Consider the following 24483-nt stretch of genomic DNA (forward strand, 5'->3'; position numbering starts at 1 on the left):
TCGATTATTTAAAAGAACAACTGACAATTTGTCAATAAAGGAGAATTATGTTGGAAATAAAGAATTTCAGTAAATTTTATGGAGACAAAAAGGTAGTCGATAACCTGTCAATTTCTGTACAGTCCGGAGATATTTATGGTTTTATAGGGGCAAACGGAGCCGGAAAAACCACAACAATAAAAGCGATAGTCGGCATTCATGACTTTGAAGGTGGAAGTATAACCGTTATCGGGCATTCAATTAAATCACAACCTGTGATTTGTAAAAAAATGATGGCATATATTCCGGATAATCCCGACCTTTATGAACATTTGACAGGGTTTCAGTATATAAATTTTATTGCTGACTTGTTTGAAGTTTCTACTGAAATACGTAAAGACAGAATAAAAAAGTACAGTGATTTATTTGAGATGACAAAGTATCTTTCAGGATTGATATCTTCGTATTCACATGGTATGAAACAACGAACGGCAATTATTTCAGCACTGGTACATGATCCGAAACTGTTTATTTTGGATGAACCTTTCGTTGGACTAGATCCGAAGGCTACTTTTTGTTTGAAGAGGATAATGCATGAATGTGTGTCAAACGGTGGGGCTGTTTTCTTTTCAACACATGTATTGGAAGTTGCAGAAAAATTATGTAATAAGATTGCAATTATAAAAAACGGGAAGTTAATAGCAAGCGGTAATATAGGAGATGTAAAAGGAGATAAATCCTTGGAAACTTTTTTTATGGAGGTAGAGGATAATGAAAAAATTGTGGATACTTATTAGAGTGCAAATATATAATTTCTTTCCGATAAATGAAATCAGATATTCGAAAAATAATAAAAGCTCCGGTAATATTACAAGCTTTGGAATAACTGCGCTTTTTGTATTTTCTTGTATATATAATATCATGACAGCAAAAACGTTGGCGCAGGTAGGGCAGCAGGAATTGATACCTGTATATATGTCGGCGGTATCAAGTTTTACGATATTATTTTTGACAATATTTTATTCTAACGGGATTTTGTTTGGCAGTAGAGATATGGAAGTTCTATTATCTTTGCCTGTACAAGGCTTGGATATCATAAGCAGTAAATTCATGTTTATGTATTTATTGAACTTTTTTATAGGTTTGATTTTTATGCTTCCCGGAGGAATTGTTTGGGTAGGGAGTGAAAGCTTAGGGGCAGTTGATATTATTCTGTTTTTTCTTTCTATATTGTTTGTGCCGTTGATACCTATGTGCATAGCATCATGTATGGGAATAATTATCGTTGTTGCCTCATCCTTTTTCAAAAGAAAAAATATTGTTGCTCTGATTTTTTCATTTGCAATGATAGGCGCAATAGGATATATGGCAGTATCAGCTATGGGTAATGAAAACAGCATCGGCATTATACTTGCCAAGCAAATCACAGGACTGTATCCGATATCTAAGCTGTTTATGCAATATTATAATTTCCCTATGTACATTGGAGAAGGATTTTTAATTTTTCTTTCAACAGCAGTTTTTTATATATTTATAAAAATTGTTTCGGTGAAGTATAGACTGCTTAATACTCTTGCGAAAACAACACCCGGATATGCCGACAACAAAGAAACATATAATAGAAAATCGTTATTTGTTGCCCTATATAAAAAAGAACTGGGGCGCTTTCTAAGCTCTTATATGGAGATGTTGAATGCAGGGTTTGGAGTGATACTTTTATGTGTTTTCAGTATATTTTTATTGTTTAATTCCGTGGAACAAATTGGAAGGTATGTGGGAATTGAAAATATAAATGAATATTTTTCAAATCTGTCTCCGCTTTTTATTGCGGCTATGCTTACTATCAGTTGTCCGGCAGCTTCAGCCATATCTTTAGAAGGAAAAAACATTTGGATTTTACAAAGTTCTCCTGCCAGGGTAAAGACTATATTAAATTCAAAGATAGCACTGAATCTTACACTCCATATGATCGGATATATAATTTCGGAATTTGTATTCATATTAAAACTTGATATGAACATTATTCAAATACTTAACCTAATCATTGTTCCTATATGTTATTCGCTTTTTATAACAGTGACGGGAGTTGCCTTAAATAAAAAATACCCCAACTATGAGTGGGAAAGTGAGATGATAGTAGTAAAACAGAGTATGCCTGTTATTTTATCAGGACTTATAGGAATGATTGCACTCATTATTCCGATTTCTCTTTATTTAGGTTTAAAGCTTCCGATAACGTATGCCTTGCAGCAGGTGTCGGTTATTTTAACTATTGTTACGATTGTGGTTTATAAAAAGGTGAGCAATTCAAAATTTATTTGATTTAATGAGAGAATAAAAAACTTATAATATATAAATATACAGTAGGTGGAGTTACATATTGTGACTCCACCTATTATACTAAGTTGCGGATAATTCTAAGCTCGATTTTTGGCGAAAGGATTTACTCCTGATTAAAAAAATTACGTAAAACAATATTATAAAAATAAAATTTGCGTAAATAAATAGATAGATAAAGACGATATTTAATAAAATTTAGTTAAAATATAGAATATTAAGCAATTAGATTGACTTTACAACTGCTTATATGCAATAATGGTGAAAAGAAAACAAGAACGTTTACGTAAATATTTAATGAAATAGAGATGCTTGGAAAGGAGAGCTGCCAATGATTAAATTTGGAATTATCGGTTTTGGCTATATGGGACATAAACATGAACTGAAAATCGAACAGACGGAAGGCATGGAATTAGTTGGAATTTGTGATATTGATGAATCCAGAATGGATGATGCATCAACACCCGGAGTAATAAAATATACAGATGCGGACAGACTGCTTGAAAATAAAGATATTGATACTGTGTTGATTGTAGTGGAAAATCATAAGCATAGAGAAATGGTAGAAAAAGCTGCAAAGGCGGGGAAAAATATTATTTGTGAAAAACCGGTTGCTCTTAATGTAAAAGAGTTTGATGAAATGGTACAGATATGTAGTGAATGTGGAGTTGATTTCACAATTCATCATCAAAGGCGATATGATAGAGATTATAGAACTATGAAATCCATTTATGATCAGAATAAGCTTGGTAATATATACACTATTCAATCTATGCTGTATGGAATAAACGGAAATATGCATGATTGGCACGTATATAAAAAATACGGTGGTGGAATGCTTTATGACTGGGGAGTTCACCTGATTGATCAAATATTATGGATGGTTCCGTCTAAGGTTGAATCTGTTTATGCACAAGTCAGGAATGTGATAAATTTTGAAGTTGATGATTATTTTAAGGTTGACATAAAATTTCAAAATAATGTCCGAGCAGAAATAGAGTTAGGAACATATTTTTTGGGAGATAAAGAAAACTGGTTTGAACATCATTGGTTTATCGGTGGTGATAAGGGTAGTGCTTACTCGGACGGCTTTTTACCAAAAGGAAAAATTGTAAAAACAACTCGTCTTTTGACAAATGTTCCGGGAAAGACAACGATGACTTTTGCAGGCCCTACTCGTTCGTTTGGTCAGATTAATAAAGATATTCTTGTAACCGAGGAACTTCAAATTGCAGATAATGATCAGATTGAATTTTTCGAGAATTATAGAGATGCAAGAGAAGGAAAAACAGAATTTATAATTAAACTTCCTGAAATACGCAGAGTAATGCAGGTTCTTGAAGCGATTTGGGAGTCTTCAGAGAAAAACGAAGTAATAAAATTTGATGGAGGACTGTAATGCGAGTTGTTGTCTGGGATGAAAGTTTGCATGAAAAAGAGGAAAGAGTACAAGATGTTTATCCGAACGGTATTGCTAATGAAATAGCTGACGGAATAAAAAAAGAATTGTCCTTTATGAATGACTGTGAAATTAAATGTTCAAATTGTGAAATGGATGATTTCGGATTTGCTGAAGAAATATTGGATAACGCAGATGTACTTGTTTTTTGGGCACACCGCAGTCATGATGCTTTTCCTGAAGAAATAGTAGAAAGAATATATAACAGAGTAATGAAGGGAATGGGACTGATTGTATTGCATTCAGCTCATTTAAGTAAAGTCTTTAAAAGGCTTATGGGTACAAGTTGTACATTAAAGTATCGTTTTGGAGATTATGCACGTATATGGACCACCACTCCCTCACATCCGATTGCCAAAGGAATACCTGAATATTTTGATCTGGATGAAGAGGAAATGTATGGGGAATTTTTTGATATACCTAAGCCTGATGATGTGGTTTTCACTACTTGGTTTTCGGGAGGCAATTTATTTAGAGGTGGTTGCACGTGGCAAAGAGGATATGGAAAGGTTTTTTATTTTCATCCGGGACATGATACAAATTTAGCATATTATAATCAGACGGTTTTGAAGGTGATTAGTAATGCTGTTTTGTGGGCTGCTCCGATAAATGAAAGAAAAGATATTAGATGTGAAGAATATCCAAAAATAAATTTACGTAAAAATGTATAAAATAATTTGTTTTTAACGTGATATAAAGGATAAACATCTAAAAATCAAATAATACAAAACAAAAAAGCAAAATAATATATAAAAATATTGACAAATATAATTAAAAATTATATAATAAGTCATAAGTTGATACGTATTAGAAATAAGATTTGCGCAAATAATATGATGTTATAAAAATAAAATTAATATGAATGGAGAAAATGTATGAGATTAGGGTATATGACAAATGCATTTGGGCCTTTAGTCGGATCAGGAGCGGGAGTAACAAGTGTTAAAGATATCAGATATTTAACAATGTGTGATGATTCGGAAGCTATGAAGACAATACGTGACATTGGATTTGAATATATCGAGGTACTTGACGGAAATTTAACCAAGTATGCAGATAATATTGACGAACTCAAAGAGATGATGAAAAATGCAGATGTACATATGATGAGCGTATGTATTGGTGCTAATTTTATTTACAAAGATGCTCTGGAAGATGAAATGGCACATGTTGAGGAAGTGTGTAAGGCAGCTAAGGACGTAGGGGTAACATATCTGGTAGTTTGTGGAGGCGCTATAAGGAATGGCGGAATCAGACCGGGAGATACAAAGCTTTTAGCTGAAGGATTGGTTGAGTTGGAGAAGGTTGCTGAAAAGTATGGTTTAATTGCATGTTTCCATCCACACCTTGGATCAATTGCCGAGAAACCGAAGGAGATAGATGAACTTTTAGAGTATTCAAACATTAAGGTTTGTCCGGATGTTGCACATCTTGCTGCCGGTGGATATGATCCGTTGAAGTTTATTGAAAAGTACTATGATAGAATCGCATTGATTCACTTAAAAGATTTAAATAGTGAAGGATTTGCACCGCTTGGTAAAGGTGAAGTTAATTTAAAGGAAATTATTACATATGTTAAGTCCAGAGGTTATGATGGAGATTGGCTTGTAGAAGTGGACGGATACTCAGGAGATGCCAAAGAAGCTTGTGAGATTTCATATGAATATTTGAAGAACAGTCTTATAAAATAATAAAAATTTAAGGAGAAAATTAGTATGAAGCTTAAGGCACTTACCTTGATAGCAGCAGCAACTATGATATTAAATGTAACAGGATGTACACAAACCGGAGACAGTGGTAAAAGTGAGACAGGGCAGTCTGTATCAGAACAGGCAAAGGGAGAAAGTTCTGCAGAAAACGTTCAAAGTTCGGACGGAGATGGACAAATATTGACAAAGGGACCTCATGGAGAGCAGGGAGTTAATGCCGATACAATCACTTTGACCGATGAGCAGAAGAATGCAATAAAGGAAGGAAAATTTAAGGTTGCACTTTGCATGCATTATGGCGGAAATGACTGGGCAACAGCACAAATAAATGCTATTAAGGATACTTGCGCAGAGTTAAATATGGAAGTTGTAGCAGTAACAGATGCCAACTTTTCAGCTGAAAAGCAAGTTTCAGATATAGAAACTGTAATGGCATTAAAGCCTGATGCTATAATTTCAATACCTACCGATATTACAGCTACAGCAGATGCTTATAAGAGAGCTATAGATTCAGGAATTAAAGTTGTTTTTATGGATAATGCTATGACAGATATGGAAGGTGGAAAAGATTATGTATCTTGTGTATCTGCAGACAGTTATGGAAACGGAGTTGCTGCTGCCAGATTGCTTGGTGAGAAGTTGAACGGTAAGGGAAAGGTTGGAATGGTATATTACGATGCGGATTTCTTTGTTACAAACCAGAGAGATGCAGGTTTTAGAGATACTTTGAAGAAAGAATTTCCGGATATTGAGATAGTTGCCGAGCAGGGATTTACAGATGAGAACGGTTGTAACGAGCAGGCAGATGCCATATTAACTCAGTTCCCTGATATTGACGGTATTTACGCTTCATGGGATATACCTATGGAAGGAATACTTTCATCTGTAAGAGCTGCAGGAAAGGAAGGAAAGATTGCTTTAGTTGCAATTGACCTTGGAAATAATATTGCGCTTGAAATTGCAAAAGGCACAGTAGTAGGTGTAGGAGCACAGATGCCTTATGATCAGGGTGTTGCAGAGACTAAATTGGCTGCATTGTCTTTGATAGGTGAAAGCACACCGGCATATGTTGTATGTCCTGCAATGAAGGTAGACAAGGAAAATGTACTTGATGCATATAAGGCTGTTTACCATGTAGACGCTCCAAGCTGGCTTGTAGAAGCTGATAAGTAAAGTACCTGATTTAATTTTAAGGGGATATAATGGAAAACACAGTATTAAAGATGGAAGGTATCTGCAAATCATTTGGCGATGCTAAAGTACTTAAGAATGTGCAATTTGAATTAAAACATGGAGAAGTTCATGCACTTGCGGGAGGTAACGGTGCAGGCAAATCCACATTGATGAAGATAATGACAGGAGTATATACGCATGATGAAGGAAAGATTTTCATTGATGGGAAAGAGACTGTAATTGAAAAACCTCTGGATGCTAAAGAGCAGGGTATCGCTATGATTTTCCAGGAACTTTCACTTGTACAAACAATGACGGTTGCAGAGAACATTTTCCTTGGTACGGAAATTGTTAAAAACGGTGTCAGAGATGTTAAAAAGATGAATGAAAAGACAAGCCAGATTTTGCATCGTCTTGGAATGGACATCTCTCCATCAACTGTTGTGTCTGAATTAAGTGTAGGAATGAGTCAGATGGTTGAAATCGCAAAAGCAGTTTCAAAAGATGCTAAAATTCTTGTTTTTGACGAACCGACAGCTGCACTTTCAGATTCGGAAACAAAACGTTTATTTGAGATAATAACGCAGCTGAAAAATGAAGGGGTTTCGATGGTATATATATCCCATCGTATGAATGAGATTTTAAGTATATGTGACAGTATTACAATTCTTAAAGATGGTGAGTATGTAACTACCCAGAATATAAAGGACATGACATTAGATAAAATAGTGTCTTATATGATGGGAGGAACTTCCGGAAAAGGTCATAAGTTTGAGTGGGTCGAAAGAAAACATGATGAAAATGCTAAAGATGTACTGAAGGTAGAGCATTTAAAAATAAACGATAAAATAAATGATATATCATTTTCATTAAGACATGGTGAAATCGTCGGTTTTGCAGGATTAATGGGAAGCGGTAGAACAGAGATTCTTGAGTGTTTATTTGGATTGAGGAAGAAAGAAGGCGGAACGGTAATACTTGATGATAAGGAAGTTCATATAAAAAATCCTACTGAGGCTATAAAGAACGGACTTGCTTTTATTCCGGAAGACAGGAGAAAAGAGGGACTTGTATTGATGCACTCAATAAAAGACAATGCAGTACTCCCTATTTTGGATAGATTAAGTATTAAAGGAATATTCAATGATGATAAGAAGGAACGTACCCTTGTCGGAGAGAATATTAAAAAATTTGGAGTTAAGGCAGAGCATATTGATCAGGAAATAGGCCTTTTGTCAGGTGGAAACCAGCAAAAAATAGTTATTGCTAAGTGGATGAATACTTGCCCTAAAGTGATTATGCTTGATGAACCTACCGCCGGAGTGGATATAGGTGCAAAAGGAGAAATACTTGAAATAGTAAGAGGTTTTGCGGATCAGGGTTGTGGAGTTCTCTTCGTGTCTTCTGAGCTTACGGAGATGATGGCAATATGTGATCGAATCATTGTACTATTTGATGGTCGAATTACAGGAATGATAAGTCGAAAAGATATTAAATTAGAGGAGGAGTTACAGAATGCAATCCAAATTTCATAAAAAGTTGGAATTGAGTAAATTTACTGTATACATTGTGCTTGGTATAGTATTTATATTTTTCTCAATTGCCTTAAACGGTAAGGGATTCATAGCTTCGGGAAACTTATTGAACATATTAAGACAGACAGCAATGGTATCTGTTATGGCCGTTGCCGGAGTATTTGTTTTAGGAGCGGGACAAATAGACTTGACAGTAGGTTCAACAGCTGCAATGAGTGCGATGTTTTCCGCGCTGGTTCTACAAGCTACAAATAATATGTTACTTGCTATTTTAGCATCTATATTATTTGGAATATTTGTAGGATTTATAAACGGCTTACTTGTAACAAAGCTTAAATTGCCGTCATTCTTAGCCACACTTGGTATGATGCAGATGATTCGCGGAATGGCTATGTGGATAACCAATACCGCTGCCGTACCTATCAAAAACCAAACTTTCAATACAATTTTTGGAACAGGTTATATTGGTGGTGTATCAGTTTTAATTTTGTGGACAATTGTTTTCTACATTATAGGATTTGTATTATTTAATAAGACAAGATTTGGACGTCATGTGCTTGCGACAGGAGGAAATGAACTCGCAGCAAAATATTCAGGTTTAAAAACTGAAAAAATAAAGATGATAATTTTTATGATGTCAGGAGCATTCGCAGCATTTGCAGGAATAATGTATGCAGGAAGAATGCAATCAGGTCGATATTCATTTGGAGACGGAGATGAAATGTCTGTAATAGCATCTGTAGTACTTGGAGGTGCTGCAATGTCCGGAGGAACAGGATCTATGATAGGAGCACTGGCAGGTTCGCTGTTGATGGGAATGATTAACAATGCTTTGATCTTAGCCGGTCTTTCATCCGCTCAGCAGAAAATTGTAAACGGAGCAATTATTATTTTTGCAGTAGCTTTAAGTAATATTGTTCAAAATAAAAAAAGGAAATAGATTTAGGAGGTAAGAACCATGAAGAAAATGGGAATTGGAGTTGTAGGAGCAGGATTTATGGGAAAAGCACATTGTGTTGCACTTTCCAATATGCCGAAATTGTTTACTGATGCACCTTATGTACCGGTATTCAAAACTGTATGTGATATAGTGCCTGAGATTGCAGAGGATTTTAAGGAGCGCTTTTCTTTTGAAAAGGCATGTACAAACTATATGGACGTAGTAAATGATCCTGAAATTGATATTGTATGTGTATGTACTCCAAATGATTCACATGCTGAAATCTCAATAGCTACACTTAAGGCAGGAAAACATGTTATTTGTGAAAAACCGATTGCAACAAAGACAGAAGATGCAAAGGCTATGGCTGAGGCTGCAGAGGAAGCAGCAAAGAAGGGCATTGTATCTATGTGCGGATATCAGTATAGAAGAGTTCCTGCAATTGATGAAGCTAAAAAGATTATTGAAAGCGGCAGACTGGGAGAAATCACAAATGTACGTGCACAGTATCTACAGAGCTGGTCTGCAGACCCAAGATCTCCATTGTCATGGCGTTTTGTAAAGGAAACAGCAGGTGCAGGTACACTTGGCGATATCTTTACACATGCACTTGATATTGCACAGTATCTTGCAGGTAATGTAACAGATGTAGTGTCAATGGTAAAGACATACATAAAGGAGCGTCCGGTTCAGGAAGGTGGAGTAGACCTTTTGGGAACAGTAAAGCTTGGTGATGATGCAAAGAAGCAGGTTGTAGATGTTGATGATGAGGTATCAATACTTTGCAACTTTGACAGCGGTGCAATCGGTAGCGTAGAAGCTACAAGAATGGCTTGGGGACGTAATAACTACCTTACAGTTGAGGTTCACGGAACAAAGGGTTCACTTACATGGAACTATGAGCGTTTGAATGAGCTTGAAGTATGCTACGGTATGGAAGATAATGACGGGGAGAGAGGATTTAGAAAGATATATACAGGTCCTGCAAACCCACATGGTGATGTAACTTGGAATATACCGGGAATGAACATTGGTTACGGTGAATTAAAGGCAATTGAAGCATATGAGTTTGCAAAGGCAGTTGTAGGAGGATATCAGCCAACTACAAACTTTACAGTAGGATATCAGCTTGACAGAGTTTGTGAGGCGGTTCTTGAATCAAATGAGAAGAAAGCTTGGGTACAGGTTAAATGAAAATAGGTTTTGTAAGTGCTATACTCGATAAAAGCGATTTCGAGGAAATGATTAGTGTAGCATCTGATTTGGGATACAAATGTGTCGAAGTAGCTTGCTGGCCTAAGGGAAAAGCAGAAAGAAGATATGCCGGTGTAAGTCATATTGATGTAGAAAATAATGATGACTCCTATGTATCATATATACAGAATTTTTGTAAAGATAAGGGAGTGGAAATTTCATCACTTGCATACTACCCTAATCCTCTAGATGGAGACTTGGAGAAGAGAACTGCAGCTGTAGAGCATCTAAAGAAAGTAATACAGTTTAGTGGTAAACTTGGTGTTAATATGGTCACAACCTTTATAGGAAGAGATCAGAGCAAAACAGTTGAAGAGAATCTGGAACTTGTAAAGGAAGTATGGCCACCTATCATTAAGCTCGCTGAAGAATGTGGAGTAAAAGTGGCAATTGAGAACTGTCCTATGTTGTTTGGTCCGGACCAGTGGCCGGGAGGACAGAACCTGATGACAACACCGTCTATCTGGAAAAAAGTTTTCGATATTCTTCCAAGTGATAATCTTGGTATAAACTATGATCCGTCTCATTTTGTATGGCAGATGATAGACTATATAAAGCCGATTTATGAATTTAAGGATAAAATTTTCCACGTTCATTTTAAGGATATAAAGCTCTATCGCGATAAATTAGATCAGGTTGGTGTAATGGCGTATCCATTGGAGTACATGTCACCTAAAATACCGGGGTATGGAGATGTTGATTGGGGAAAATATGTATCTGCGTTAACTGATATCGGTTATGACGGATATACTTGTATAGAAGTGGAAGACAAATATTTTGAAGGATCAAAGGAAAAAGTTATTGATTCATTGAAGCTTTCAAAGCAGTATATGACAAATTTTGTAATCTAAATTTATGCAAAGAATAAATTGATTTAATTAAAGATAGTAAGGCACTGATTCTATATGTTTCAGTGCCTTTTTTACAGAACGGTTATGAAGATGGGGTAAACCTTAGTAGAAATCTAAAGGCTTGAATGCTATAATGAGTAAAATTAGATTTTACATTGACATACAGATTAAAACTATATTTATTAAAGCCGAGAAATTACAAAAGCATAAAAATATTTTAAAGTAGGAGAAGAGATGGCATCCATAAAAGATATAGCCAAAATGGCAGGAGTATCTACCGCAACAGTTTCACATGTAATAAATAAAACAAGATATGTAAGTCCTGAACTTGTGGAGAAGGTAGAACAGGCGATAAAGAATGCAGATTCTCCACCAAAATTTGTTGTTAGAAGACAAAAAAAAATTCGTGAAAATATACATCAATCTCAAAACGGAGTGTTATTGTATATTTGTCAGTATGAAGAGGATAATTATGCCAGAGGAGTTTGGAGTAAGCTTAAGCCTATAATGGAGAGCAAGGGATATACTATGATTAGATGTAATTGTAACAGTGATCTTGAATTGGGACTTGTTGATAAATTGCTATCTGATCATGTAGAAATTATAGGTATATTTGTTTCTGCAAGAACAGATGAGTTTTATATTCAAAAAATAGTACGTTCAACCAATATTCCATGTGTTGTAATTGGAAATGAGGTGGATGACGCTGCATTTGACAGAGTATCAACGGATATATATAAGGCTGCATATGATTGTACAATGCATTTTATAAGAAGCGGTCATGATAAAATAGCGATTCTTATGGGAGATTTACTGAAAAGCTATAATAATGATGTTATAAGGGGGTATGAAAATGCTCTCGAATATGGCGGAATTAAATTAAAAAATAGATATATCCTGCATAAAGACAGCGATGAAAAAAAGATATCGGATATGTTGTCAGAACTTTTAGATGGAAATGACAATCCAAGTGCACTTTTAATTGCAGATTCTGAACATATTTACAGAGTTTATCGATATATGATGAAAAGAAATATAAGGTGCCCGAAAGACTTGTCTATTATGTGTATTGGAAATGAAGGCAGTGCACCATATCTTAATCCTGCTCTTTCTATGGCAGAGAATAATTTTGAATATATTGCAGAGAAAGCAATTGAGCTTATGTTAGACAGAATAAAAGAATTATCAGAAAAAGATAAGTATGAGGCTGTTCTTAAGAAAACCTCTAAAATACTGGTATCACCTAAAATAATTATTAGAGACTCTATAACAGGTACGGCAAGAGGTCCGTTTGGAGAAAAAGGTGCTGATATAAATATGCTTTCTTTAACGGAAAAAGAGATGGATATTTGCAGAATGAAAAGATATACCGCCGTTATTGTCTATCATTATATTGGAGCTTCATTTATGAAACTGCATGAACAAGGTGTCAGAGATGTTTTTGACAGAATCGGTATTACTGTAATTGCGGTAATGGGATGTCAGATGGATTTTTCTATGCAAAAAAAGCAGATAGAAAGTCTTTTAATGCTTGAACCTGATATAATGATTGCATTTCCTGTAAACCATACTTTAACACAAGATGTATTTGAGGAAGTAATAAGAACGAAGACAAGACTGATATTTATGGGACATGTGCCGGATAGATTTGAAGGAAGCGGGTATGTATCATGTATCAATGTTAATGAAAGGAGTAACGGAAGAAATATAGGTAGAGGACTTGGAGATTATCTGCTTTTGAATCATAAGAAAAACGTAGGAATAATTCGATACGGACATCAATTCTATACTACAAATCAAAGAGATTTAGCTGTAGAACAGATCCTAAGAGAAGAATATCCTGAATTAAGAATTTGTGCGACAGAAGTATTTTCAAAAGATGAATATGAGAAAACAAAGGAGCTTCTGATGTGGCATCCGGAAATTGACGGAATATATGTCTCATGGGAAGGACCGGCAGTAAAGGTGTTAGAAGCGCTTCATGATATAAACAGAGAGGATATTGCTGTGGCAACATCGGATCTTGATTTTTCAGTTGCATTGGATATGGCTAAAGGTGGATGTATAAAGGTATTAAGTGCGCAGCAGCCTTTTGAAGAAGGGCAAGCGGCAGCGCTATGTGCAGCAAATGATCTCCTTGGAAAAACAGTACCATCATTCATTGCAGTTGAACCGGTATTTATAACTATAGAAAACTTAATTAAATCTTGGAACACAATATATAAAACAAAGGCTCCTAAAGAAATAGTACAGGCTTTGCAAGAGAATGAGCAGTTTATGAGCGAATAATAGTTTAAGTAATAAAATAATAACGTAAAAAACTACGAGGTCACCCCGGCAGGGATGACCTCATTTTATTATGATATCACTTTCTTATTCTTATTTTCTTCTTTCAAATTCTTCTGTGCCGTTGAGAGCATCAACTTGATTCTGTTGAGCTGGTTTACTTCGGAAGCACCCGGGTCATAGTCTACCGCTATGATGTTGGCTTCAGGGTGTGAACGACGAAGCTCTTTGATAACACCTTTTCCCACTACGTGGTTCGGCAGACAGCCGAAAGGCTGTGTGCAGACGATATTCGGTGTGCCTGTCTCTATAAGCTCAAGCATCTCTCCGGTTAAGAACCAGCCCTCACCGGTCTGATTACCTATAGATACATAATCCTTTGCCATATTTGCAAGGTGATCTATTCTTGAAGGAGCGATAAAATGCTTACTCTTTTCAAGTGCCTTTCTGGCATCGCCTCTGAGAGACTCAAGTACCTTGATACCTGCATTTGCCATAAATGCTGTCTTCTTTGACATACCGAGATGCTCGGCCTTGAAGTTGCTGTTGTAGAAGCTGTACAGCAAAAAGTCCATAAGATCAGGCATTACAGCCTCTGCACCCTCTTTTTCAAGCAACTCCACGATATGGTTGTTTGCAAGAGGAGAGAACTTAACCAGGATTTCTCCTACTATACCTACTCTCGGCTTTTTGATATTGAGTCTTGGAAGATTATCAAAGTCTTTTACAATACCTCTGATATTTCTCTTAAACTCACCGAAGTTCGGTTTTCTTACAGACAGAGAGTCAATTACACGATTTCTCCACTTCTTATGCAGTCTGTTTGCAGCACCTTTTTCCTTCTCATAAGGTCTGGTAGCATACAAAACTCTCATAAAGAGGTCACCGTATACGACAGCCTGCATTGCCTTTATTATCATGGCAGGAGTCATCTTGAAGCCCTCATTGGTCTCCATACCGTTGGCATTGACCGAGATTACAGGAATCTGTTCCATATCCACTTTTTCAAGTGCTCTTCTTATAAAGCCGATATAGTTGCTGGCTCTGCAGCCGCCGCCGGTCTGACTCATAAAGATTGCGGTCTTATTAGGATCGTATTTACCTGAAAGCAATGCTTCCATTATCTGTCCTACTACGATAAGAGAAGGGTAGCAGGCATCATTGTTTACATACTTTAATCCGCAGTCTATAGCCGAACGCGAATCATTTTGCAAAACCTCTACATGGTAGCCGAAAGCATTTAATGCAGGCTCCAAAAGATCAAAATGTATAGGAGACATCTGTGGACAAAGAATGGTGTATTCGTCCTTCATATCCTTTGTAAATACCTTTCTGTGGTAAGCTGAGGATTGAACCTTTCTCTCATAGTTTTTCTTATCTCTTACACGAAGTGCGGCTATAAGTGAACGGATACGGATTCTTGCGGCACCGAGGTTATTTACCTCATCTATCTTAAGTACCGTATAGATTTTTCCTGAGCCTGTAAGTATATCACTTACCTGATCTGTGGTCACGGCGTCAAGTCCGCAACCGAATGAGTTGAGCTGTACAAGGTCAAGGCAGTCATCTTTTTTTACAAGGCTTGCTGCCGCATAGAGTCTTGAGTGATACATCCACTGGTCGCTTACGATAACAGGTCTTTCAACCTTGGCAAGGTGAGATACGGAGTCCTCTGTAAGTACTGCAATACCGAATGATGTGATCATATCCGGGATACCGTGGTGAATCTCAGGGTCTACATGGTAAGGTCTGCCTGCAAGCACAATGCCGTGGCGATTGTTCTTATGTAGCCACTCGATAGTCTTTTCACCTTCACGCTCGATATCTTTCTTTGCCTGTATAAGCTCGGTCCAAGCCGCGTGAGCTGCGAACTTTACTTCTCTTTCATTGATATCGAATTCATCCTTCATAACCTTTATAAGCTGATTTGTAAGTACTTCTTCATTTGTAAATGCCATGAAAGGGTTTAAAAATCTTGTATTGGTCTCACGGATTTCTTCCACATTGTTCTTTATATTCTCGGCATATGAAGTGACGATAGGGCAGTTGAAATGGTTGCCTGCATCAGGCTGCTCATTTCTCTCATAAGGTATACAAGGGTACCAGATGGTGCGGATACCGTTCTTTATAAGCCATGAGATATGACCGTGTGTAATCTTGGCAGGGTAGCACTCGGACTCACTTGGGATTGACTCTATTCCAAGCTCATAAATCTTCTTTGTGGACATAGGAGAGAGCACTGTTCTGAAGCCTAAGTTTCTAAAGAATGTTGCCCAGAACGGGAAGTTCTCATACATATTTAAAACTCTAGGGATACCGACAGTACCTCTGAATGCCTTGTCGGCTGTAAGCGGCTCATAGTCAAACATACGGTGATATTTATAATCATAGAGGTTTGGAACATCCTTTTTTACTCTGTCTTTTCCAAGACCTCTTTCACATCTGTTTCCTGATATGAAGTTTCTGCCGCCTTCGAATTTATTTACAGTCATTACACAGTTGTTGTTACATCCGCGACATCTTGTCATAGATGTGTCATACTGTAAGCTTATGATTTCATCAAGAGGAAGCATGGTTGTCTTTTTGTTTTCGTATCTTTCTCTTGCAATAAGAGCGGCACCGAAAGCTCCCATTATACCTGCAATATCCGGTCTTGTCACAAATCCGCCTGAAATCTTTTCAAATGCACGAAGTACGGCATCATTGTAGAATGTACCGCCCTGTACTACTATGTGCTTTCCGAGGTCTGCCGCATTTGAAATCTTTATAACCTTAAAAAGTGCATTTTTAATAACCGAGTACGCAAGTCCTGCTGAAATGTCTGCGACTGTAGCGCCTTCTTTTTGTGCCTGTTTTACATTTGAATTCATGAAAACAGTACATCTTGTACCTAGGTCTACAGGACTCTTTGCAAAGAGGGCTTCCTTGGCAAAGTTTTGAACGGAGAAGTTTAATGAACCTGCAAAGGTCTCGATAAATGATCCGCAACCTGCCGAACAAGCCTCGTTTAACTGTACCGAATCTACAGTACCGTATTTGATACGGATACATTTCATATCTTGACCGCCGATATCAAGTATACAGTCGACATTAGGCTCAAAGAATGCCGCCGCATAGTAATGTGCGATAGTCTCCACTTCGCCCTCATCAAGCATAAATGCGGCCTTCAGCAGTGCCTCGCCGTATCCGGTGGAGCATGAATAGACTATCTTTGCATCAGGACGAATCTTATCCTTTACCTCTTTGATTGCTTTGATAGCCGTAGCCAAAGGTGAACCGTGGTTGTTTGAATAGAAGTTCCAAAGGAGGCTTCCGTCTTCACCTACAAGCGCAATCTTTGTGGTGGTTGAACCTGCATCTATACCGAGGAAGATATTTCCGCTGTAGTCCTCAAGCTTTCCGGTTTTTACACTGTGACCGAAATGTCTTTGTGAAAACTCTTCATAGTCGGCTTCGTCCTTAAATAAAGGCTCAAGTCTGGCAACCTCATGTTCCATCTTGATACCTTCGCGAAGTTTTTTGATAAGGTCTGAAATACCTATCATAGAATCCTTGCTTTCACAGTTCAGTGCGGAACCGATGGCTGCAAAAAGATGTGAATTCGGCGGGTCTACGATGTATTCGCCTGTAAGGTTGAGTGTTCTTATAAAGGCCTGCTTAAGTTCCGAAAGGAAGTGCAGCGGTCCTCCAAGGAATGCAACATGACCTCTTATAGGCTTACCGCAGGCAAGGCCTGAGATAGTCTGATTTACCACCGCCTGGAAAATAGAAGCTGAAAGGTCCTCTCTGGTTGCGCCCTCATTGATAAGCGGCTGTACGTCGGTCTTTGCGAAAACTCCGCATCTGGCAGCTATAGGATAGATTGATTTATAGTTTTTGGCATACTCGTTAAGTCCGATAGCATCTGTTTGAAGCAGTGAAGCCATCTGGTCGATAAAGCTTCCTGTACCTCCGGCACAGATACCGTTCATTCTCTGGTCGATACCGCCTGTGAAGTAGATAATCTTGGCATCCTCACCGCCAAGCTCTATTGCGACATCGGTTTGAGGTGCAACGGCTTTAAGTGCGGTTGCAACTGCGACAACTTCCTGTACAAAGGTGGACTTTAGATGCTTTGAAAGTGTGAGACCGCCTGAGCCGGTGATCATCGGAATGATGTTTACTTCTCCTATTTTCTCAAAGGCGTCTGAGAGCTGTGCCGCCAAAGTCCCCTGAATATTTGCATAATGTCTGCGATAATCTGAAAATACTACATCGTGATTGCCGTCAAGTATAGCAATTTTTACTGTAGTAGAACCTATATCTATACCGAGTACATAGGTTTTTTCTGTGTTTTGCATATAATAACCTCTTAAATAAGCTCAAAATCAAATTTGTGTCTGTTAAGTTTAAAATACCTTCAGCAGGCATTTCAAACTTTTATTTTTGCATCAAATATAATTGCGTACAAAAATAACATGTAAAAACATGATTTTATATCATAGCACATTGCTAGGAATAAGGCAATGAATAAGAGATTAAAAGAGTGTTAAAAATAAAAGTGCCAAAACCGACTTTCATCGGAATTGACACTTTACAATATTATTTGCAGCAGCCTAGTTCATAGCTTCTTTCATTTCTTTTACATACTCTCCTATATATTTTGGAGCTTCAGTTTTATATTTTTTGAGTAGTTTTATTATTGCCGAACCTACTATGACTCCGTCTGCAATTTGGCTCATCTCATTTGCCTGCTGCGGTGTGGATATGCCGAAACCTATAGCACATGGGACGGATGTATTTTCTTTTACTATCTTTACTATGGAGTCAAGGTCTGTGGTTATCTCACTTCTGGTACCAGTTACACCGAGACTTGATACGATGTATAAAAAGCCCTTCGCCTCTTTTGCAATCATGGCGATACGATCGTCTGAAGTCGGAGCAATGAGAGATATAAGGTCGACATTATGGCTGTCTGCCACATCAAGAAATTCTTTCTTTTCCTCAAAAGGGATATCCGGAAGTATTATTCCGTCAATGCCTACTTCATTACATCTTGTGAAAAATTTCTCGGCACCGTAGGAGAAGACCACATTGGCATAGGTCATAAACACAAGAGGGACATTTACTTCTTTTCTGACATCCGCAACCATATCAAAGACCTTATCTGTGGTGATACCGCCTGCAAGCGCTCTTATATTGGCGCCCTGTATTACAACACCTTCCGCTGTCGGGTCTGAAAACGGAATACCTATCTCTATGAGGTCGGCGCCGTTTTTTACCATCTCCAAGATAGCAGCTTTTGTGGTGTCTACATCAGGATCGCCGCAGGTGATAAACGGAATAAATGCTTTCTTATTTTTGAATGCTTCATGTATCTTATTCATATAGGTCTTCTCCTTTGTATCTTGCAATGGCCGCACAGTCTTTGTCACCTCTTCCCGAGATGGTTATTACAATGATTTTGTCCTTGCCCATAGTAGGTGCTATTTTCTTTGCATAGGCTACGGCATGAGCGGATTCAACAGCAGGGATAATGCCTTCCGTTCTTGAGAGGTACTCAAATGCTTCTACGGCCTCATCATCCGTTACAGGTACATAGCTTGCTCTCTTTATGTCGTTTAAGTAGGCGTGTTCAGGTCCTACTCCCGGATAGTCAAGTCCTGCGGAAATAGAATAAACAGGGGCAATCTGGCCGTATTCGTCCTGACAGAAGTAGGACTTCATACCGTGGAATATACCGAGGCTGCCAGTATTGATAGTAGCTGCGGTTTCAAAGGTATGTATACCCTTTCCTGCGGCTTCACAGCCGATAAGTGCCACTTCCTTGTCCTCTATAAAGTTGTAGAAACTTCCGATAGCATTTGAGCCTCCGCCTACACAGGCAAGTACCGCATCAGGAAGTCTGCCTTCTTTTTCTAAAATCTGCTCTTTTATTTCCTTTGATATGACAGCCTGAAAATCTCTTACGATTGTAGGGAAAGGGTGAGGTCCCATTACGGAGCCGAGGCAGTAATGTGTATCGTCAATTCTGCTTGTCCACTCCCTCATGGCTTCTGAAACGGCATCTTTTAGAGTCTTTGTACCGCTTGTTACAGGGATAACGGTTGCACCTAAAAGTCTCATCTTGTATACATTAAGTGCCTGACGAATTGTGTCTTCTTCACCCATGAACACTACACATTCCATGCCCATAAGAGCAGCTGCGGTAGCGGTTGCCACACCGTGTTGTCCGGCACCTGTTTCCGCGATAAGTCTGGTCTTACCCATCTTTTTTGCAAGCAGTGCCTGACCGAGTACATTGTTTATCTTATGTGCGCCTGTATGTGTGAGGTCTTCACGCTTGAGATAAATTTTTGCACCGCCGAGGTCCTCAGTCATTTTCTTTGCAAAGTAAAGCTTTGAAGGCCTGCCTGCATAGTCATTCAAAAGATAATTCAGTTCCTTGTTGAATTCAGGATCGTTTTTATAATGATTATATGCATTTTCAAGCTCTATTACCGCATTCATCAGGGTCTCAGGTATGTACTGACCGCCGTGAATTCCAAATCTTCCCTTAGTTTCTTTCATTTTCTACCTCTCTCACTAATTTTCCAAATTTTCTCATTTTATCCGCATCTTTTTTGCCGTCTGTCTCTATTCCGGAGCTTACGTCCACACCGAAAGGGTGCAGGGTATTTATCTTTTCACATATATTGTCGGGGGAAAGTCCGCCGGCTAAAAAGTAATCGCCTTTAAAATCCTTTAATATCGACTCGTCCAAGGTTTTGCCGTCACCTGCGCCTGCATCCAGTAAGATAAAGTCACTTCCTTCTTTATATAAGGCATTTATATCGTCTTTGGATTTTATTCTGAATGCTTTTATAACAGGTTTATTTACATATTTTTTAAGCTTACAGATATATTCTCTGTCTTCATCTCCATGCAGTTGAATTAGGTCAATGATGTCATTTCTTACCAGATATATGATATTTTCAATGCTCTCATTTACAAATACACCGACAGCCTTCACCCTTTTATCAAGTCTTTTTTTTAATGCTTTTGCCGTATCATAGGATATAAATCTTTTGCTTTTTTTTGCAAATACAAATCCTATATAGTCAGGCAATAATTCATTGACTGCATCTATATCTTCATATCTTTGTATGCCGCATAATTTAATCTTTGTCATTCTTACCCTTTAACCAATCCAATGTGGCTTTTTTATCTTTTGAACGCATAAGTATTTCGCCGACAAGTGCCGCATCCGCTCCCATATCTTTTATATTTTTGATATCCTCAGGAGAACTTACTCCGCTTTCAGAGACAAATAATATATCTTTCGGTACAAGGTCGCGCAATCTTTTGCTGTTGTTTGTATCTACGGAAAAATCTTTCAGATTTCTGTTGTTTACTCCGATAATGCGTGCGTTTATTTTTTGTGCCATCTCTATTTCGGCCTCGTCATGACATTCCACCAGGGCGGAAAGTCCAAGCTCGTCACATATATCTTTATAGTATTTCAGCTCGGGAACTGAAAGTATGGAACATATCAAAAGTACACATGAGGCGCCCATTGCCTTGGCTTCATATATCATATATTCGTCAACTGTGAAATCTTTTCTAAGAAGCGGAACTTCGGTAATCTTTGCTATTTCCCTCAGATATTCATCACTTCCCAAAAACCACTTAGGCTCTGTAAGTACGGATATGCAGTCTGCACCGGCCCTTTCGTATTCCTTTGCAATTCTTTGATATGGGAAATTCTCCGCAATAATACCTTTTGAAGGTGAAGCCTTCTTGCACTCACATATAAAGGAAAGCTCAGGTTTTCTTAACGCGGTTTCAAAGGAAAACCTGTCTGATATTATCTTATCGGCTTCAAGTCTTACCTTTTGTAAAGGTATTTTTTTCTTTTTTTCTTCTATTCTTTCTCTTGTATAATTTGCTATTATATCTAAAATTGTACTACTCATTGCTCACCTTGATAAAGTCTTCCAATACCTTTAATGCTTTCTTGCTGTCAATAAGTCTTGCTGCAAGGTTTATTCCCTCCTGCATACTTTTTGCTTTTTCGCCGATATAGAGTGCTGCGCCCGCATTTATAAGTACGGCATCTCTTTTGGCACCTTTTTCACCGTTTAGTATAGAAAGAGTGATGGCGGCATTTTCTTTCGGGTCGCCACCTGCCAAATCCTCTTTTTTGCAGCGGGAAAGGCCGAAGTCTTCAGGTTTTATCTCATATGTATGCAGTGAGCCGTCCTTTATCTCACATACTTTTGTAGGTGAGGAGAGTGAGATCTCATCAAGCTTATCCATGCCGTAGACTACCATACCTCTTTTTACTCCAAGTTCCATGAGAACTTTTGCAAGCGGCTCTATCAGGTATTCATCATATACTCCGAGAAGCTGGCGTTTCGGATGTGCAGGATTTGTAAGTGGCCCCAGAATATTGAAGACCGTTCTGAATCCAAGTTCTTTTCTGATAGCACCTACATATTTCATTGAGGTGTGATATTTTTGTGCAAAGAAGAAGCAAATGCCCACTTTTTCAAGAAGTTCTCTGCACTTGTCAGGGTCTTCGTCAATATTTACTCCCAAGGCTTCAAGGCAGTCTGCCGTACCGCATTTTGAGGATGCGGCTCTGTTGCCGTGCTTGCTGACTTTCATACCGCCTGCAGCGGCAACTATTGCAGATGTTGTGGAGATATTGAAGCTTCCCGCGTTGTCGCCGCCGGTTCCGACTATCTCAAAAAGGTCAAAGTCGGTATCAACCGGTGTGGCGTGTTCTCTCATTGCCTTGGCACAACCTGCAATCTCACCTGTGGTCTCCGCCTTGGCGCTCTTTGTAGACAGTGCTGCAAGAAATGCGGCATTTTGAGTAGGTGTGGTCTCGCCGTTCATTATTTCATTCACTACGGTGTAAGCTTCGTCAAAACTTAAATCTTCTTTATTTACAATCTTTATAATAGCTTCCTTAATCATAATTTTTCTCCTATAAAGTTTCTAAGCATCTCTTTACCATAGGTTGTCATAATGGATTCCGGATGGAACTGTACACCGTATATCGGAAATGAGATATGTTTTACAGCCATTACCTCACCGTCATCCGTTTTTGCAACTACCTTAAGAGTATCGGGGAGCGTACTTTCAAGAGCGGCAAGAGAGTGGTACCTTGTAACCTTGCTTGTAGCAGGTATATCTTTAAATATAGGGCAGTCTGTATCAAAGTGAGTAGTGGAGTCTTTGCCGTGCATCAGCTCCTTGGCATAGGTGACTGTTGCGCCGAAAGCCATACATATGGCCTGATGTCCGAGGCACACTCCAAGTATCGGAATACTTTGTCCGAGTTCTTTTACCACATCTATAATGAATCCGGCATCTTCAGGTCTGCCGGGACCCGGAGAAATAATTATTTTTTCAGGTGAAAGAGCTTTTATATCATCTACGCTCATTTCATCATTTCTTATAACTTTTATATCAGGATTTATTTCTCCTACCATCTGAAAGAGGTTATAGGAAAAACTGTCATAATTATCAATCAATAGAATCATTTGTTCATCTCCTGTGCTTTTTTCAGGGCGTCCACTACGGCTCCGGCCTTATTGATACTCTCCATATATTCCTTGTCAGGGTCGGAGTCCGCCACAATGCCGGCTCCGCTTCTTATAAATACTTTGCCGTTTTTCTTATAGGCAAGTCTTATTGCGATGCAGGTGTCCATATTTCCGGTAAAGTCGATATAGCCTATCGCACCTCCGTATATACCTCTTTTGTTGTTTTCAAGTTCTTCTATAAGCTGACAGGCACGAATCTTCGGAGCACCTGAGAGAGTACCTGCAGGAAGTACGGCCTCAAGTGCATTAAGTGTATCGTATTCAGGCCTTATCTCTCCGCGAACGGTGGAACCTATATGCATTACGTGAGAGTATCTTTCAATAGAGTGGAATTTTTCCACAACCACGCTGCCGAATTTACTTATCTTTCCAAGGTCGTTTCTGCCGAGGTCTACAAGCATGTTGTGCTCCGCAAGTTCCTTTTCATCAGCCAAAAGTTCGGTTTCAAGTTCCTTATCCTCTTTTTCACTTTTTCCTCTCGGTCTTGTACCTGCAAGAGGGAAGGTATGTAATATACCGTCTTCAAGTTTTACCAAAGTTTCAGGTGATGCACCTGCCACCTCCACATCGGTTCCTGAAAAGTAGAACATATATGGTGAAGGATTGACGGTTCTAAGCACTCTGTAAGTATCAAAGAGGCTTCCTTCAAAGTTTGCCTGCAGTCTGTTTGAAAGTACGATTTGGAAAATATCGCCTTCCTTGATATGATGTTTTGCTTTACCGATCATATTTGAAAACTCGTCCTTTGAAAACAGCGGTGTTACTTCACCGAGCAGCTTTCCGCCTTCAAAGGACTTCTTGCCGGTATGTAAAAGTTCTTTGATTGAATTAAGTCTTTTTAATGCTTTTTCGTATTCAAAATTTAAGTCTTTGTCAAGTTCGATATTTGTTATAAGGATTATCTTTTGCTTGACATTGTCAAATGCGATAACATCCTTAAACAGCATCAGGTCTATATCTTTAAAGCCTTCACTGTCGTCAATATTCATTTTTGTGCTCGGCTCTTTGTAGTTTATAAAGTCAAATGAAAAGTATCCTACCAGACCGCCTGTAAAAGGTGGGAGAGAAGCTATTCTCGGACTTTTGTATTTTTTCAGTAATTCTCTTAGATAGTTTGTCGGGTCGCTGCATTCAAATTCTTTTCCGTCCACATTCATCTTGCCGTCAATACAGCTGATTGAGAGTTCGGGTTCAAATCCCAAGAAGGTGTATCTGCCCCAGTTTTCATTGGCCTTGGCGGATTCAAGTAAGTAAGCATGAGTGGATGCCGCTTTTAAAATCCTCATAGCTTCAATAGGTGTGATAAAATCCGACAGGATTTCCATACTTACCGGTGCCAGTGTGTATTCTTTATTTTCTTTCAGTTTTTTTAAGTTGGCTAACAT

At 38.3% G+C, this 24483-nt stretch carries 19 protein-coding genes; 11 read left to right on the plus strand and 8 right to left on the minus strand.

The window, feature by feature from the left end:
- Positions 1-47: 47 nt before the first annotated feature.
- The 11 genes from ACO6FI_RS05975 to ACO6FI_RS06025 all read left to right on the plus strand — a co-directional run bounded on the left by ACO6FI_RS05975 (position 48) and on the right by ACO6FI_RS06025 (position 13526).
- The gene (locus ACO6FI_RS05975; RefSeq protein WP_485456550.1) at positions 48-776 is read left to right on the plus strand and encodes an ABC transporter ATP-binding protein; all 729 of its coding nucleotides are present in this window, start codon (positions 48-50) and stop codon (positions 774-776) included.
- Entirely contained in the window at positions 751-2301 is a 1551-nt protein-coding gene (locus ACO6FI_RS05980) for a putative ABC transporter permease subunit (RefSeq protein WP_485456551.1), read from the plus strand. The genes ACO6FI_RS05975 and ACO6FI_RS05980 overlap by 26 nt, the downstream gene beginning before the upstream one ends.
- Before the next feature lie 346 nt (positions 2302-2647).
- The gene (locus tag ACO6FI_RS05985; RefSeq protein ID WP_485456552.1) at positions 2648-3715 is read left to right on the plus strand and encodes a Gfo/Idh/MocA family protein; all 1068 of its coding nucleotides are present in this window, start codon (positions 2648-2650) and stop codon (positions 3713-3715) included.
- Positions 3715-4446, plus strand: coding sequence for a ThuA domain-containing protein (locus ACO6FI_RS05990; RefSeq protein ID WP_485456553.1), 732 nt, complete (start codon positions 3715-3717; stop codon positions 4444-4446). The genes ACO6FI_RS05985 and ACO6FI_RS05990 overlap by 1 nt, the downstream gene beginning before the upstream one ends.
- Before the next feature lie 204 nt (positions 4447-4650).
- The gene (locus ACO6FI_RS05995; RefSeq protein WP_485456554.1) at positions 4651-5466 is read left to right on the plus strand and encodes a sugar phosphate isomerase/epimerase family protein; all 816 of its coding nucleotides are present in this window, start codon (positions 4651-4653) and stop codon (positions 5464-5466) included.
- 24 nt (positions 5467-5490) lie between these two features.
- On the plus strand, positions 5491-6657 hold the full coding sequence (locus ACO6FI_RS06000) for a substrate-binding domain-containing protein (protein WP_485456555.1): 1167 nt from the start codon (positions 5491-5493) through the stop codon (positions 6655-6657).
- A 29-nt stretch (positions 6658-6686) separates the two neighbouring features.
- A complete protein-coding gene (locus ACO6FI_RS06005; protein ID WP_485456556.1) occupies positions 6687-8192 on the plus strand; it encodes a sugar ABC transporter ATP-binding protein in 1506 nt (501 codons plus the stop codon).
- A complete protein-coding gene (locus ACO6FI_RS06010) occupies positions 8173-9132 on the plus strand; it encodes an ABC transporter permease (protein WP_485456557.1) in 960 nt (319 codons plus the stop codon). The genes ACO6FI_RS06005 and ACO6FI_RS06010 overlap by 20 nt, the downstream gene beginning before the upstream one ends.
- Positions 9133-9150: 18 nt before the next feature.
- A complete protein-coding gene (locus tag ACO6FI_RS06015) occupies positions 9151-10326 on the plus strand; it encodes a Gfo/Idh/MocA family protein (RefSeq protein WP_485456558.1) in 1176 nt (391 codons plus the stop codon).
- Entirely contained in the window at positions 10323-11237 is a 915-nt protein-coding gene (locus tag ACO6FI_RS06020) for a sugar phosphate isomerase/epimerase family protein (RefSeq protein WP_288916604.1), read from the plus strand. Before ACO6FI_RS06015 ends, ACO6FI_RS06020 begins: the two co-directional genes overlap by 4 nt.
- A gap of 234 nt (positions 11238-11471) precedes the next feature.
- Positions 11472-13526, plus strand: a complete 2055-nt coding sequence (locus ACO6FI_RS06025; RefSeq protein WP_485456559.1) for a LacI family DNA-binding transcriptional regulator — start codon at positions 11472-11474, stop codon at positions 13524-13526.
- 68 nt (positions 13527-13594) lie between these two features.
- Here the strand turns inward: ACO6FI_RS06025 and ACO6FI_RS06030 are convergent, their stop codons facing one another.
- The 8 genes from ACO6FI_RS06030 to trpE all read right to left on the minus strand — a co-directional run bounded on the left by ACO6FI_RS06030 (position 13595) and on the right by trpE (position 24483).
- Complete coding sequence (locus ACO6FI_RS06030) at positions 13595-17863, minus strand: acyl-CoA dehydratase activase-related protein (protein ID WP_485456560.1); 4269 nt, start codon at positions 17861-17863, stop codon at positions 13595-13597.
- Between the two features lie 255 nt (positions 17864-18118).
- A complete protein-coding gene (gene trpA / locus ACO6FI_RS06035; protein WP_485456561.1) occupies positions 18119-18889 on the minus strand; it encodes a tryptophan synthase subunit alpha in 771 nt (256 codons plus the stop codon).
- Entirely contained in the window at positions 18882-20072 is a 1191-nt protein-coding gene (gene trpB, locus ACO6FI_RS06040; protein WP_274970585.1) for a tryptophan synthase subunit beta, read from the minus strand. Before trpB ends, trpA begins: the two co-directional genes overlap by 8 nt.
- Positions 20059-20673 (minus strand): phosphoribosylanthranilate isomerase, encoded by a 615-nt coding sequence (locus tag ACO6FI_RS06045; protein ID WP_485456562.1) that lies wholly within the window; start codon positions 20671-20673, stop codon positions 20059-20061. The genes trpB and ACO6FI_RS06045 overlap by 14 nt, the downstream gene beginning before the upstream one ends.
- Positions 20660-21457 (minus strand): indole-3-glycerol phosphate synthase TrpC, encoded by a 798-nt coding sequence (trpC, locus tag ACO6FI_RS06050; protein WP_485456563.1) that lies wholly within the window; start codon positions 21455-21457, stop codon positions 20660-20662. Before trpC ends, ACO6FI_RS06045 begins: the two co-directional genes overlap by 14 nt.
- Entirely contained in the window at positions 21450-22466 is a 1017-nt protein-coding gene (trpD, locus tag ACO6FI_RS06055; RefSeq protein ID WP_485456564.1) for an anthranilate phosphoribosyltransferase, read from the minus strand. Before trpD ends, trpC begins: the two co-directional genes overlap by 8 nt.
- Positions 22463-23035: an anthranilate synthase component II gene (locus ACO6FI_RS06060; protein WP_485456565.1), complete on the minus strand. Its 573-nt coding sequence runs from the start codon at positions 23033-23035 to the stop codon at positions 22463-22465. The genes trpD and ACO6FI_RS06060 overlap by 4 nt, the downstream gene beginning before the upstream one ends.
- Positions 23032-24483: an anthranilate synthase component I gene (trpE, locus tag ACO6FI_RS06065; RefSeq protein ID WP_485456566.1), complete on the minus strand. Its 1452-nt coding sequence runs from the start codon at positions 24481-24483 to the stop codon at positions 23032-23034. The genes ACO6FI_RS06060 and trpE overlap by 4 nt, the downstream gene beginning before the upstream one ends.

It is taken from the genome of Lachnoanaerobaculum sp. (assembly GCF_057250505.1).